Source organism: Vescimonas sanitatis (assembly GCF_049060325.1).
Taxonomy (GTDB): domain Bacteria; phylum Bacillota; class Clostridia; order Oscillospirales; family Oscillospiraceae; genus Vescimonas; species Vescimonas sanitatis.
Genome location: NZ_JBMGPW010000004.1, coordinates 20,132 through 33,622 on the forward strand (window position 1 = coordinate 20,132; position 13,491 = coordinate 33,622).

Below are 13,491 nucleotides of genomic sequence, written 5' to 3' on the forward strand. Positions count from 1 at the left end.
CAGCTTCAAAAGAAGCTGCACCTATAAACTGAAAGTAGACACTCACAAAATACCGGGTTGTCGTAAAACAGTAAAATCAAAAAATGGTGAAAACCTTGTGTTTGCAAGGGGCGGCGTGACGAAAGTCACGCCGTTTTCTTTTTCATCAGCTCATTCAGAGGAATGCAAAAGCCCCGCTTCAACTCGTTGTATCTGACATGACCGTTCTGAAAAGCATGGGAAAGCAATGGGAATGGACATTGCTGCCGGATACCTTCAATAACGAAATTATTGCGCACAGCGTTTCCCCGATTGCAGGGGATAACAAGCCCCATTATCAGAAAATGAAAGCCGATGCGGAAGCCGGAGATCCCGAAGCCATCCGGCGATATGAAGCCACCCTTGCCAAGCGCAGAGATGAGTACCACAAAAAGAAATCAAGACAGGAGGAAGTACCAGCATGAAGGAATTGAAGCCAAGAATCCACGAAAACGGCATCGACTACATTCTCGTAGGCGATTACTATGTGCCGGACTGGAAGCTGCCGGAGGAACACCGTCCCATTGGCAGGTGGGGCAATCTTCACAGGGCGTATTTGAGACAGTTTTGCCCTGCCCTCTATTCGACCCTTGTCCTCTCAGGTGAACTGCACACCTACCTTGCCGATCTGAACGAGCAGGCAACGGAAAGATGCAGTCTTATCATTGAGCAGATGGCAGAAGCCGAGGGCGTAGACGAAGCTATGAAAGCGGAAAATCAGATGTTATGGGTGCAGTCCATGAACTCCATCCGCAGCCGAGCAGAGGAAATCATCATGCATGAGCTGATTTATGATTGACGGTTAAGAGCCGGAAAAAACGCATATTTGATGCTGGGAACGCTTCGGACGAGGAATGTATCGCCGGAGCGTTTTCCATTGAAAAATCTCCGTTTTCTCCAAGTCAAGAGCCGGAGAAAACGCCCGAAAAACACCCCTATAGGGCTTTTTAAGGCCTAAATGCGTAGGTTGGTGCTTTGTTGCGATATGCTCTACGGTTACGGTGTATTGTTCATATTCTGTTTTCGGGAATCTTTATGAAATCTTCAAAATTGCCCGGTATGCTATCCGTAAAATCAAAGAAAGGACTTGATTATATGGATATGATTTTGAAAACGACTGACCTCTGCAAAAATTTCAAGGGGCAAATGGCGGTAAACAATGTGTCACTGAACATCCGGCGCAACTCGGTTTATGGTCTGCTGGGGCCGAATGGGGCTGGCAAATCCACGATCTTAAAAATGCTCACCGGCATTTTGCGCCCCACATCGGGAAGCATCGAGTTTGACGGCCACCCGTGGAAGCGGAATGATCTGGAGCATATCGGTGCTTTGATTGAGATGCCCCCGCTTTACGAAAATCTGACTGCATACGAAAATCTCAAAGTCAGAACTACATTGCTCGGCCTGGACGATGCACGAATTAACGAGGTATTGCAAATTGTCCAGCTCACGAATACCGGCAAGAAACGGGCCGGGCAGTTTTCTCTTGGTATGAAGCAGCGGCTTGGTATTGCTATTGCATTGCTGAACAGTCCCCAGCTTTTGATTCTGGATGAACCGACTAACGGCCTTGACCCTTTAGGGATTGAGGAACTTCGAGAGTTAATTCGCTCTTTTCCCTGCAAAGGGATTACAGTTATTTTGTCCAGCCATATTCTGTCAGAAGTCCAGCAGATTGCAGATCATGTGGGTATCATTGCTGGCGGCGTCCTTGGATATGAGGGAGAGCTTCGCGCCGGTGAAGATTTGGAACAACTCTTTATGGATGTTATTCGCAGAAATGGTAAGGAGGGATATTAAATGGAGATGGCATATATTCAGGCAGAGAACCTAAAGCATAAGAGAACTTTCACAAAAACGCTGATCGTTCTGGCCCCGTTTGTAACTGCGCTTATGAACTTTTTTGCCCCTCTTTGGTTCCAGCTCAATTCTTATAATTGGTGGTATATCCTGCTTTATCCTGGATTCCTTACGCTCACCTGTGCCTTGATTGAACAGCGGGATAATGGCAAGCTAAAATATCGTGCCGTTGCTTCATTGCCTGTTTCGCAGAACAAAGTCTGGAAAGCAAAAATTGGAGTGGCCGGTATTTACTCCTGTGTGGGGAATTTCATTTTCCTGGCGCTAAATCTGTTGGGCGGTTTTGCAATATTAGTTATCAACGAAATTCCCCTGACAATCGGAATTTGGCAGGCTGCGGCCGGAACAGCTTGTATTGTCATTGCAAGCCTATGGGAAGTTCCGCTGTGCTTATGGTTATCAAAAAAAGTTGGTATCTTTGTCACGGTTATTCTTAATGCCGGACTTGGAAGCGTTTTAGGGATTTTCACGGCTACAACCTCTTTGTGGATGATCTGCCCGTATAGCTGGGTGCCGCATCTTATGATTTCCGTGTTAGGTATTTTGCCTAATGGTGAGCCGGTTGCAGATCAGAGTACGGCAATGGCATTTTGGATGATTATACTTGTATTGGTCATTTCGCTGGCCTGGTTTGCGGCGCTGTCATTTTTAACTGCAAGATGGTTTGAGAAAAAGGAGGTGGGGTAACTATGGTATCTGTGGTTCGCTGCTGGAAAGCAGAATATCAGAAGTGTAAACATAGCATTTTGCTCTATATGCACAGCATGATTCCGATTATATGTGCGGCGATTTTTGCGGGTTACTATCATATATCCAGATGGGAACTGGCAACCAAAATCAGTGCCTATCTGGAAGTGCTGGCCGTTGCGTTCCCGTTTCTGATCGGCATTATTGTGGGCCTGGTTGTTCAGATCGAAAATCAGGCCGGGCATTATCAGCTTTTGTTGGGAACAATCCCATCTCGCATGGCAACGTATATTGGTAAACTTGGTTTTCTGATGATCTGTGCTTTTGGCGCAACATTTTTAGCGTTAGGAACATTCGCTGCACTATATAGGGATGCTCCGGCAAGCCTTTACCTGAAAGCAGGGATTCTATTGTTGATTACCATGCTTCCCATTTACCTGATTCATTTGTTTGTGGGAATGAGCTTCGGAAAAGGTGCATCTATGGGATTGGGAATTGCAGGGAGTTTAATAGCTGCCCTTATGATAACAGGGCTTGGTGACGCTACATGGAAATATATTCCCTGGGCCTGGGGCGTTCGTGCTATGGATTACACTGTGCTTGCATGGGATAGCCCCCAACTGTATGCACAGGTAAAAACCGATTTTTTCAGCGGTATGATTATTTCTGTATGCTGCACTGTTTGTCTGCTGATTGCCAGTTTGGTTTGGTTTCATGGTTGGGAGGGAGGTAAAAACAGTGAATAAAAAGTGCCTGTTTGCCGTGGTAATTGTGCTTGTAAGTCTTATATACTTATCGGCCTGCGGTGCGCTCCGCGATACCGCCGATAAAAATAAGGCGTTAAATGAATCTCTGCCGTATTATGAGCTGAACGCCGCAAACTATGATGAAATTTCATATAACGGCCTGACATATACCATAACGGATGAATGTCTTGAAATGTCAGAACTGCAAGAAGAAATCGGGCAGGTATCGAAACGCTTCAAAAATGTGGCGGGGGAAGATTTCAGTTTCGGCTACGTTTACAGTATTGTGGATGTGGATATAAGCAATGCCGTAGCTGTAAATATCAACAATGAATATCGGAAAGCTGACATTAAAAATAATGATGAGTAACTTCGACAATGTGGTATAATGGGGCGGGAGGTGATTTTTTGACCCACTTACTTGTAGTTGACGATGAAGTTTCTATCTTGGAATTGATTAAGAACAGTTTGGGGAAAGATGGATATTTGATAACAGTCTGTCAAAATGCGGATGATGTAGACATCAAAAAGCTGCATTTCTATGACCTCATTCTTTTGGATGTGATGATGCCTGGCACAGACGGGTTTGAGTTTTGCAAACAGATCAGGAATATGGTAGACTGCCCGATTCTCTTTCTGACCGCAAAGACATTAGAGGAAGATATATTGTTTGGATTGGGCATCGGTGCGGATGATTATATTACGAAACCTTTTCGTATTCAGGAGCTTCGCGCCCGTGTCGCGGCACATTTACGCAGAGAAAAAAGGGAGCATCACAGCACACTTTCATTTGAGCCTGATATAAGATTTGACCTTTCCGCAAAGGTACTGTATGTTTCAGAACAGCCGGTTCCCCTTACCAAAAGCGAGTATTCAATCTGTGAATACCTTGCGAAAAACCGGGGACAGGTTTTTACAAAAGAACAAATCTATGAAGCCGTTTTCGGGTTTGATGGAATAGGCGATAACTCTACGATCTCAACGCATATAAAAAATATTCGTGCGAAATTGGAGCATTTCAAAATAAGTCCGATCAGCACCGTATGGGGGATAGGATATAAATGGGAGTGAAAAAGAAACCTACATTGAAAATATTGTTTCGCCAGTTTGCTATCTCCCTCATTGTCATGCTGGTAGCGGCAATTATTGTCCCTTCTGGTTTGGAGGGACTTGCTGTAAATGCTGGATTAGCTACAAGAGCAAATCTAAGTGAATTGCAGGTAAAAGAGATCATTCCAACGCTGACGATTGCCCCGGATATTACAAAGGTTGTGATTCCACAGGGATGCGGCTACTTAATTCTGGACAAGAACTTTAATGAGCTTTACAGCAATATGGACGATGATGAAAAAGAAATTGCCCTGCTGTACGCAAAGGGAGAATATATTGAATATGCTACGGGGAGGCAGTTTGCACTTGTTGTCCGGGAAAACGAATTTTGCGTTTTAAGGTACTATATTGGTTCTCAATTTACAGTGTCATGGCTACCGGAATATTTTCCATCTCCTGACACGCTTGCGTTTATCCTGATGGCTGTAAATTCGCTGCTGGTCATTATCATACTGACCGCCAGATTTGCTAAGAACCTGCGTACACAACTGAACCCGCTTTTAGAAGCAACTGCGGAGGTTTCAAAGCAAAACCTTGATTTTGAAGTAGGACACGCCAAAATCAAAGAGTTTGAAGATGTCCTTGCATCTTTTTCAGATATGAAAGATAATCTGAAAATTTCGTTAGAACGGCAATGGAAAACCGAACAGACACAGAAAGAGCAAATCGCCGCGCTTGCCCATGATTTGAAAACGCCTCTGACGGTTATTCAAGGAAATGCTGATTTACTCACAGAAACAAATCTTGATGATGAGCAACGATTATACGCTGGTTACGTCGTGGAAAGCTCCGGCCAGATGCAGTCATATATTCAAACCCTGATTGATATATCACGGGCGGCGGTTGGTTATCAGCTCCATATTGAAAGTATAGACTTGCCAGCGTTCATGCAGCACTTGTTCGGTTATATGGAATCACTATGCCGGACAAAAGAAATTCGGCTGCAAATGAATACTGCTTCACTCCCTCAAATGCTGAAATTTGATAGGGTGCTGATAGAACGTGCTATTATGAATGTTATCAGTAATGGGCTGGACTACTCCCCGCAAGGCGGAACGCTTTATGTGGATGTTCAGAGTAACAACGGTTTCGTGGAAATTTCAGTCACAGACGAGGGAACGGGGTTTTCTAAAGAGGCATTATGCCACGCACAGGAACGGTTCTATATGGGCGATCAAAGCCGCAATTCAAAGTTACACTTTGGTATGGGTCTATATATTACAAATTCGATTATGGAACAACATAATGGTCAGCTTATTTTAGAAAATTCAAAAGAAACCGGCGGCGCAAAGGTTACTATGAAACTTCCTTGCTGATTTTCCGATAGTGTAATGGACGTCTTTTATGTCCGTCCATTTTTCAAATCTTTATGGAATCTTCAAAAATTCCTCTTATCATGTATCTAAAGAAAAAACATCTGCCCAGCGGCAGAAAAGAAAAAAACCGCTGCTGGGCAGACCCATTTTCACGCTTAATTTATATTCACTGGTGGCGGTTTTGAGAAATCAAGGCCGCTGCTTTCTTTCTGTCATTCCCAGCAGTTAAAGGCATGGCGGCCCACGGGAGGACGCCGCCATGCTATTTTAATGCTATTTGGCGAATATCCGCAAAAATCCGTTGTTGATGCTGCCGTAAAGTTCTCCCCACAGGCAATCGAGGTAGGACACATTTTTAGAATTGGTGCAGATCATCAGTGTCCCCTTCCATATGGAAGGGGCACCCCACGGCGTGGGATGCCATAATCAAAGATTACCGACAGCCGCAGGCTATCGCACCGGATGGCCTGCGGCTGCTCCCGCGCTGACAAAGAAATCTCGTAAATTCTCGAAACCAGGAGGTTTTACGAAAAGGATCCTCCTCTTTCCGCTTTGCACATTCGCCGCCATTAGGACATTGTTTTAGCGGCATCTCTTTCTCACGACTCCTTCAGCCAGCGGGAGAAATCCTCCGGTGTGATCGTGCCGTTGTCGCAATCCTCTTTTTTCTTTCTGGCTTCCTCACTCCAGGCGTAAAATACGCTCTTGGTCAGCTTGCCGGCGTTGATGCGGGCGAAACGCTTTTTGTACTCTCTGCGATATTCCTTGAACACCTCGTCGCCCTGCTTGCGCTGCGTCCATGTGTTGATGGCCCCGATCTCCCGGCAGGTGCGGCCCTTGCTGTCACAGATCCGGTCGCAGTACTCCGTGCTGGCCTTGCCCGTCACAGCGAAGTAGCGCAGGCAGTTCTTGCATACCCGCATCCTCACCTCACGCTTCACGCACTCCCGTATATGGTGGTCGATGAGGTCATAGATGTCCTTGGGATATAGCACCTCGGCAAAGATCCGTCTGTCGATGACCTCGAAGTTGACAGGCTGTGGCTGGAACTGGAAAGTGTACAACGTGTCATTGCCCTCGGCGTTGTAGTAGGCTACCATCTTTTCAGATACGGATTTCTTCTCGCCGTCCATGTCCAGCGCATGTGCGATTAAACTGATGATCTGCCGCTGCATGGTATCGATGTTGCTGTAAATGTGGCTGATTTTTTTATGCGGCAGCAGCCGAAGGTACTCCTTGGGCGTGACGCGCTCCGCCGCTTTCAACCGCTCTGTCCAGTCCAGCCGCAGCAGCTCAAAATAGACGTGTCGGGATGCAAGCTCGTTCAGTCCTGCTGCTACGACCTGCAGGTCATCCTTGGCGCCGGACTGGTAAAAAGCCAGCAAGGCTTTGTCCATTTTCTTGGTGATGGCTTCCAGCTCTTGCGTATCCATATACAGCAGCTCCATCAGACTTTCCGGGAACGGAAAGTCTTTTTTTATGATCTGCTCTCTATCCGCCGCATCGGTGTACTCGTAGTACTCCCTGCCGCCGTCAATGTAGGTTTTAAAAATATAGTCTGGCATAATGTGCACTCCTTAAATTAGACTAATGAAATATACTGCTTTCGCTAAGACTTGACAACAGGGTGCTGACATGGTATAGTACGATTAGAAGTAGACGCAGGAAACACGTTTTATGAAATAAGTCTAATCCGTTAGGACAGATATGTCAACCATTATTTTTGGAACCTTGAAAAGTGAATCCCTGCCGCCGCAGCCCGGATGCTCTGGGCGAAGTGTCGCCACGATCCCGCGAAGGGGGAGCGCACCAACGGAGCAAGAGCGCGGCGTACAGCAGAGAAAAATCATGGGAGGTGAGATCAGACCTACACCATCACTAAAAAATGAATACGCTCTACCAACAAAGCTACAAGGAGGACACGATTTGAAGAAAAGCATTTATACCAGCTATGACGAACTGCCCCTGCTGCTGAATGTGAAGCAGCTGGTGGATCTCATGGGAGTCTCGGACTCCAGCATTTACGAACTCATTCAGGAGGATGATTTTCCCTCTCTGCGGATCGGCAAGCGCATCGTCGTTCCGAAGGAGGAACTGCGGAAATGGATTGCCGCACACACGAAAGGGGCGTCGGGATGCTGAACACGCCCTATGTGAAGAAGGACACCATCAAAAACTTTTTCCCCGTTCCCAACGCAGTCTTTGATCTGGGACTGCACCACATGGAGATCAACATCTACGCCTATCTGCTCCGCATTGAGGATCGACGAACCTACCAGTGCCTTGTCAGCTATCCCACCATCGCAAGGAAGCTGGGTATCTCGGTCAACACCGTGGCAAAGTATGTTGCCGCGCTGGAGGAGCATGGGCTCATCCGAACAGAGCGCACGGAGATCATCACCAGGGCCGGTCTCAAGCGCAACGGCTGTCTCAGGTACACCATCCTGCCGATTAAGAATGCCCTCGCCCTCTGTTACGAGCGCCAGATGGAGAAGGCGGGGCAAGCCATGGAACGGCAGCGGGCACAGGCAAGAGCCGAAAAGCTGGGCGCTACGTTCACTCCGGCAGCAGGGGAGCGGAGCGCGTAAAGTACCGCCATGTACACCGCTGTAAGCCGCCGTGTGAGATTTTACGGTCGAAGGTAGCAACAACAGCGAGGGCAGTTATGTGGGGGCGTTCAGGGCAGAAATGCCCCGTAGGGGCAAAGTTCCCACCCTTCGGTGGGGCAAGCATAGCGTCCGGCTATACGCCGGACGCACTCGCCGGGGCAAGGCCCCGGCACCCCCAGCCCCAAGGGAGAGAAAGGAGTTCAATGCAGAGAAAGAAAACAGCGATCATCACCGCAAGAATGACACCGGGCATCAAAGACCTGATCCAGCATCAGGCCAAGCAAGCCGGAATGACTGTCACCGATTACATCATCACCTGCGCGCTGGGCAAGGAGATCGTCCGGGTGGACGGACTGGATGAGATCCTCGCCGAAGTGAAAGCCCAAGGCAGGAACCTCAACCAGCTCACGACACTGGCAAACATGGGACGCATCCAGATCCTCAGAAGCGACGAGCTCATAGACGGTTATGCAGATCTCTGCCAAAAGCTGCTGCGCATCAGCCGGGAGGTGCAGTAATGGCCATCTTCACCGCAGTACGCAACAAGAAACAGACGGCTGGTACGATGATGGGCGTGCTGAAATATGTGACGCAGGCCTGCAAAACCATGCTGGACGACCAATGGATGGTGACGGGACACAACTGCGTGGCAAGGACATCGTACCTGGAAATGATGACAACCAAACAGCAATTCCGAAAAACGGATGGCAGACAATTCTATCACTTCGTTCAATCCTTCCCGGCGGAGGACGGGCTGACGCCACAGCAGGTCAACGCCATCGGCGTGGAGTTCGCGCAGAAGCAGTTCCCAGATTTTGAGGTAGTCGTGGCAACACACTTGGACACAAACCATCTTCATAACCATCTGGTGGTCAACAGCGTGAGCTGCAAGGACGGCAAAAAGCTGCACCAGAACGCCGCAGATCTCCAGCGGCATCGGCAGGTCAATGATGAGATCTGCATGGCGCACGGGCTGCAGGTGCTGGAGCCGCCAAAAAAGCACACTCGGAAAAAGCAGATGCGCCCCGGCGAGTACCAGGCGGGACTGCGTGGCGATAGCTGGAAGCTGGATCTCATCCAAGCCATCAACGACGCACTGGAATATGCCGATGACCGGGAGAGCTTCGTCGAAAACATGGAGTACGAGGGCTATGAAGTTATCTGGACGGACACACGGAAACATATCACCTTTGTCTGTCCTGACGGTCAGCGGTGCCGGGACAGCAGCCTCCACGATGAAACATTTCTGAAGGAGAATTTGGAAACGCTGTTTGCCTACCGACAGGCGGTGGGCTTCCGGCCCAACACGCCGGAGCCGGAGGAGGGCTGGATGGGAGAACTGGCAAGCGAGCTGGTTCGGCTGGGTCGGTCCATAGAGGAGGCAGACGATTTGCCGCCGCTGCCTGCGCCGCCGGCATGGACGGAGAGCAAGCAGCGGCATCGAGAGGCGCTGAAGAAACTGGCCTTGGGACAAAAGCTGAGCCGGGGGCAGAGCTGGCAGCAGACCATGTGGTGAAAGCTATGGGCGCGACTGTTGTTGCTTTCGTAGAAAGTGCGTCGACATCGATAATTCTTCTCGCTTTCGCAAAGGGTTATCGGTATGGTGTGTTTGTAAAACAGGCTGCAGGCAGCGCAGGGAATGCAATGCCTATACAAAGAAAAACGGACGGGAGGGATAACTGTAAATGGCGAAACGAAGGCCATCCGGTGACGGCATGGTACGCAAGCGTGACGATGGTCGCTGGGAAGGGCGTATTGTGGTCGGACACAAGGAAAACGGCGACTCGATCTTCCACTATGTATCCGCGAAGACGCAAAAGGCTCTGATGGAAAAGATGCATCGGTGCATTGTCGAGTATGACGGTGCCGAACTTACGGAGGACAGCCGCATGACACTGGGGGAGTGGCTGGACATCTGGTTGAGGGAGTGTGCCGAACCGTCGGTCCGGCCATCCACATACAAGGGCTACCGTGGGTATGCAGAGCGAAATATCAAACCCTCCCTTGGCAGCAAACAAATCAGCAAGGTGACTGCTGCCGATGTTCAGACCTTGTATCGAAAGCTGCAGCGGGAGGGCGGCGTGGACGGCGGGGCGCTGTCTCCCACCACGGTCCGCAGGATACACGGCGTCCTGCATCAGGCGCTGAATGCGGCTGTTGACCGCCACCTGATCGTAAAGAACCCCACCGACGATGTGACACTGCCGAAGAAAGTGACTACCGCAAAAACTATCCTCAATGACAAACAGCTGGAACGATTCATGGAAGCTATTAAGGCAGATGAGCACTGGCACGACTTCTTCTATCTGGAGATCACCACCGGCCTGCGGCGGGGTGAGCTGTGCGGCCTTATGTGGACAGACTTTGATGCGGAAAAAGGAACGCTGACCGTCCGCAGAACACTCCACAACAAGGAGGGCGGCGGTTACTATGTGGGCGAAACGAAAACCGGTGCGGGACGCAGGATCATCAAACTACCGCCCAGCACGGTGCAGCTGCTGTCCGCGCGAAAAAGGACATCCATCTCCCAGTGGATATTCCCGAACCCGATCCACCCGGAAGACCCCATCATGCCGAACAGCGGTTACACCCGCATGAAAAAGCTGCTGGCGGAAGCAGGACTTCCGGATATGCGTTTTCACGATCTCCGGCACACCTTCGCCACTCACGCGCTGACCAGCGGCGTGGATGCCAAAACGCTCTCCGGCATTCTGGGCCACACGAAAACCTCGTTCACGCTGGACACCTACACCCATGTCACAGGGGATATGCACCGCAAAGCGTCAGGGATCGTGAGTGAGTTTATGAATGACTTTGTGGTGAAGGAGTGATCACATGGCAAGGAAACGCAAAAACGGTCAGGGTACTGTCCGCTTGAGAAGCGACGGACGGTGGGAAGGCCGTCACATCGTGGGCTACGATGAAAACGGAAAGGCAAAGCAAAAAAGCGTCCTGGCAAAAACAAAGGCGGAATGCGTGGAAAAGCTGAAAAGACTTCGGGAGGAGTACACCGAGGTCGCCCCCTTCAAGGTAAAACCGGATATGCGGTTTGGGGATTGGATGAATTACTGGTATGAAAATCACTGCAAGCCATCCATCCGCCCCACTACGCAGAAGGGCTATGAGGAGTGGATCTATGTCCACGCTATTCCCGGTCTCGGGCATATCCCGCTGAATAAGCTGACGCAGGCGGACTGCCAGAAGTTTCTGAACGAAATGAAGGCCAACGGCAGGAAGACACATCGGGACACCAAGGGGCCGGAGATGGCGGAGCGGTCGGTGCGAAGCTGCTATCATGTAATACGGATGGCGCTGGACAGGGCGGTCAAGGATGGCTTGATCAAGAAAAATCCCATCCTCGGCGTCAAGCTCCCGCCGCCGGAGCCGAAAGAAATGAAGGTGCTGTCCAAAGAAGAAATTCAGCGATTTCTGATACAAGCCAAAGCGGAGGGGATGTACGAACTCTTCCTGCTGGAGCTGACCACAGGACTTCGCCGGGGTGAGATACTGGCACTCACATGGGATGACCTGAACTTTGAGACAGGGGAACTCCATATCAGCAAGCAGGTCACACCAGTTGGCGGTAAGAATATCATCAGCGAGCCGAAAACAAAAGCAGCGTTTCGCACGATCATCCTGTCGCCAGTCATGGTGGGACTTCTACGGGAATATCGGAAAGAAGTATTCTCCCCGCTGATGTTCCCGTCCCGCATCAAGCCGAACCAGCCCATCGACCCCAGCTATGTCCGCAAGCGGCTCCAGCAGATATTGGAACGGGCAGACTGCAAAAAGGTGCGCTTTCACGATCTGCGCCATACCTTCGCCACCATGTCACTGGAACACGGCATGGATGTGAAGACACTGTCCGCCATCATTGGCCATGTCTCCGCCAAGACCACGCTGAATATCTACACCCACATTACCAACGAAATGCAGGAAAATGCCGCAGCCAGCATCGACCGCGGCATCGCAAAGGCAGAAATATCCCGACAGAAAGCAGAAGCTGCATCAGGGGCGCAGAGGTTTGAACCGTACACACCGCCGCGCCGCAGACCCGGCACGGGCTACATCAAGCAGATCAAGGAGGATCTGTGGGAGGGACGGTACTCGCCCGTCTGGCCAGACGGCAAGAAGCACTCCCGCAATGTATATGGCCGCACGCGGGAGGAATGTGAGGAAAAGCTGGCGAAGCTGATCCTGCAAATGAAAGCGGAGATCGCTGTCCTGCGGAATGGGACGGCTGCGGAGTATCCAGACGGCGTCAGCCCCAAGAAAAAGCAGCTGGCGGAGTACCTGCGCCAGCACCCCGGCGTGAGCAATAAAAGCTATATCGCACGGGAAACAGGCATGGACCGCACCACGGTGCAGAAATACTACGATGAGGTCAGAGCAGAACTTGCCGCACCGGCAAACACATAAAACGAAAATCCGCAGGTGGTGAGGGGCTGCTACTCACCGCCTGCGGATTTCAAAAGCGGTCAGAATTTTCTGCCGTCTGTGGTATTATTGTGGTCAAACGAAAAATCACCGCCAAAATGGCGGTGATTTTTCTCGAAATGGTGGACCTAATCGGGATCGAACCGACGACCTTACGGATGCGAACCGTACGCTCTCCCAGCTGAGCTATAGGCCCATATTGCCGCTTTTTGCGGGTTTTTGCAACAAAAAGCTGATTTTCAAGTTTTCCGATTTTAGAAGAATTCAGAGAAAAACCTCTCCGAAATCATGGACTGAAACTCGCAGGTCGATGTGCGACCATAGGGATGCGAACCGAACGCTCTCCCAGCTGAGCTACAAGCCCGGATATGAAGTTGTTTGTCTTGTTGACGAATTTGCGAGGTGGGTTTTGACCACCTTGCCAAAATTTTCGGCAACTCCGATGGCGAAAATTTTGGCCGCGAGATTTTTGCGGGACAAGGTTGCAATATATCAGGCTTGCTCTCCCAGCTGAGCTACAAGCCCGTATTCACTTGCATACCCTGTTATTATACACATTTCCCGCAAAAAAGCAAGAGGAATTTCTGCGCCAGCCGCATCATTAGCTAATCAAAATGCAGATATCAATTTTATGTATTTTACTTATGTTTATTTTGTGATATACTATTTACTGTTACGCGTTTGCGCTGCCTTTGACGATTTCAACAC

At 49.8% G+C, this 13,491-nt stretch carries 15 protein-coding genes and 1 tRNA gene; 14 read left to right on the top strand and 2 right to left on the bottom strand.

Features of this window, described 5'->3' with window-relative positions; genetic code table 11:
• Positions 1–197 precede the first annotated feature (197 nt).
• The 8 genes from ACOMDU_RS05990 (at position 198) to ACOMDU_RS06025 (ending at position 5,737) form a co-directional block, all read left to right on the top strand.
• Positions 198–443, top strand: coding sequence for a hypothetical protein (locus ACOMDU_RS05990; protein WP_337593368.1), 246 nt, complete (start codon positions 198–200; stop codon positions 441–443).
• Positions 440–817 carry a TnpV protein gene (locus ACOMDU_RS05995; protein ID WP_337593369.1) on the top strand — a complete coding sequence of 126 codons (378 nt, stop codon included), beginning with the start codon at positions 440–442 and terminating at the stop codon, positions 815–817. Before ACOMDU_RS05990 ends, ACOMDU_RS05995 begins: the two co-directional genes overlap by 4 nt.
• Positions 818–1,113: 296 nt before the next feature.
• Positions 1,114–1,818: a lantibiotic protection ABC transporter ATP-binding protein gene (locus tag ACOMDU_RS06000; RefSeq protein ID WP_025580190.1), complete on the top strand. Its 705-nt coding sequence runs from the start codon at positions 1,114–1,116 to the stop codon at positions 1,816–1,818.
• Positions 1,819–2,565 (top strand): lantibiotic immunity ABC transporter MutE/EpiE family permease subunit, encoded by a 747-nt coding sequence (locus tag ACOMDU_RS06005; protein ID WP_008705323.1) that lies wholly within the window; start codon positions 1,819–1,821, stop codon positions 2,563–2,565.
• Positions 2,566–2,567: 2 nt separating this feature from the next.
• Positions 2,568–3,311 (top strand): lantibiotic immunity ABC transporter MutG family permease subunit, encoded by a 744-nt coding sequence (locus ACOMDU_RS06010; RefSeq protein WP_025580193.1) that lies wholly within the window; start codon positions 2,568–2,570, stop codon positions 3,309–3,311.
• The gene (locus ACOMDU_RS06015; protein ID WP_421129526.1) at positions 3,304–3,681 is read left to right on the top strand and encodes a NisI/SpaI family lantibiotic immunity lipoprotein; all 378 of its coding nucleotides are present in this window, start codon (positions 3,304–3,306) and stop codon (positions 3,679–3,681) included. Before ACOMDU_RS06010 ends, ACOMDU_RS06015 begins: the two co-directional genes overlap by 8 nt.
• Positions 3,682–3,719: 38 nt before the next feature.
• Complete coding sequence (locus ACOMDU_RS06020) at positions 3,720–4,382, top strand: response regulator transcription factor (RefSeq protein WP_055056575.1); 663 nt, start codon at positions 3,720–3,722, stop codon at positions 4,380–4,382.
• The gene (locus ACOMDU_RS06025; protein WP_421129527.1) at positions 4,373–5,737 is read left to right on the top strand and encodes a sensor histidine kinase; all 1,365 of its coding nucleotides are present in this window, start codon (positions 4,373–4,375) and stop codon (positions 5,735–5,737) included. Before ACOMDU_RS06020 ends, ACOMDU_RS06025 begins: the two co-directional genes overlap by 10 nt.
• Before the next feature lie 599 nt (positions 5,738–6,336).
• On the opposite strand, the gene ACOMDU_RS06030 is transcribed toward ACOMDU_RS06025, so the two are convergent.
• The gene (locus ACOMDU_RS06030; RefSeq protein WP_421129528.1) at positions 6,337–7,302 is read right to left on the bottom strand and encodes a DUF6076 domain-containing protein; all 966 of its coding nucleotides are present in this window, start codon (positions 7,300–7,302) and stop codon (positions 6,337–6,339) included.
• Between the two features lie 361 nt (positions 7,303–7,663).
• Here ACOMDU_RS06030 and ACOMDU_RS06035 point away from each other — a divergent pair, with 361 nt between their 5' ends.
• From ACOMDU_RS06035 to ACOMDU_RS06060, 6 genes are all read left to right on the top strand, one after another.
• The gene (locus ACOMDU_RS06035; RefSeq protein ID WP_337593802.1) at positions 7,664–7,879 is read left to right on the top strand and encodes a helix-turn-helix transcriptional regulator; all 216 of its coding nucleotides are present in this window, start codon (positions 7,664–7,666) and stop codon (positions 7,877–7,879) included.
• A complete protein-coding gene (locus tag ACOMDU_RS06040; RefSeq protein ID WP_421129530.1) occupies positions 7,840–8,325 on the top strand; it encodes a helix-turn-helix domain-containing protein in 486 nt (161 codons plus the stop codon). Before ACOMDU_RS06035 ends, ACOMDU_RS06040 begins: the two co-directional genes overlap by 40 nt.
• 224 nt (positions 8,326–8,549) lie before the next feature.
• Positions 8,550–8,864 carry a plasmid mobilization protein gene (locus ACOMDU_RS06045; protein WP_421129532.1) on the top strand — a complete coding sequence of 105 codons (315 nt, stop codon included), beginning with the start codon at positions 8,550–8,552 and terminating at the stop codon, positions 8,862–8,864.
• Positions 8,864–9,862, top strand: a complete 999-nt coding sequence (locus tag ACOMDU_RS06050) for a relaxase/mobilization nuclease domain-containing protein (RefSeq protein WP_421129533.1) — start codon at positions 8,864–8,866, stop codon at positions 9,860–9,862. The genes ACOMDU_RS06045 and ACOMDU_RS06050 overlap by 1 nt, the downstream gene beginning before the upstream one ends.
• A 169-nt stretch (positions 9,863–10,031) precedes the next feature.
• A complete protein-coding gene (locus tag ACOMDU_RS06055) occupies positions 10,032–11,177 on the top strand; it encodes a tyrosine-type recombinase/integrase (protein ID WP_421129535.1) in 1,146 nt (381 codons plus the stop codon).
• A gap of 4 nt (positions 11,178–11,181) precedes the next feature.
• Entirely contained in the window at positions 11,182–12,765 is a 1,584-nt protein-coding gene (locus tag ACOMDU_RS06060) for a tyrosine-type recombinase/integrase (RefSeq protein WP_421129536.1), read from the top strand.
• Positions 12,766–12,903: 138 nt separating this feature from the next.
• Here the strand turns inward: ACOMDU_RS06060 and ACOMDU_RS06065 are convergent.
• Positions 12,904–12,979: transfer RNA gene (locus ACOMDU_RS06065), tRNA-Ala, on the bottom strand.
• Positions 12,980–13,491 lie beyond the last annotated feature (512 nt).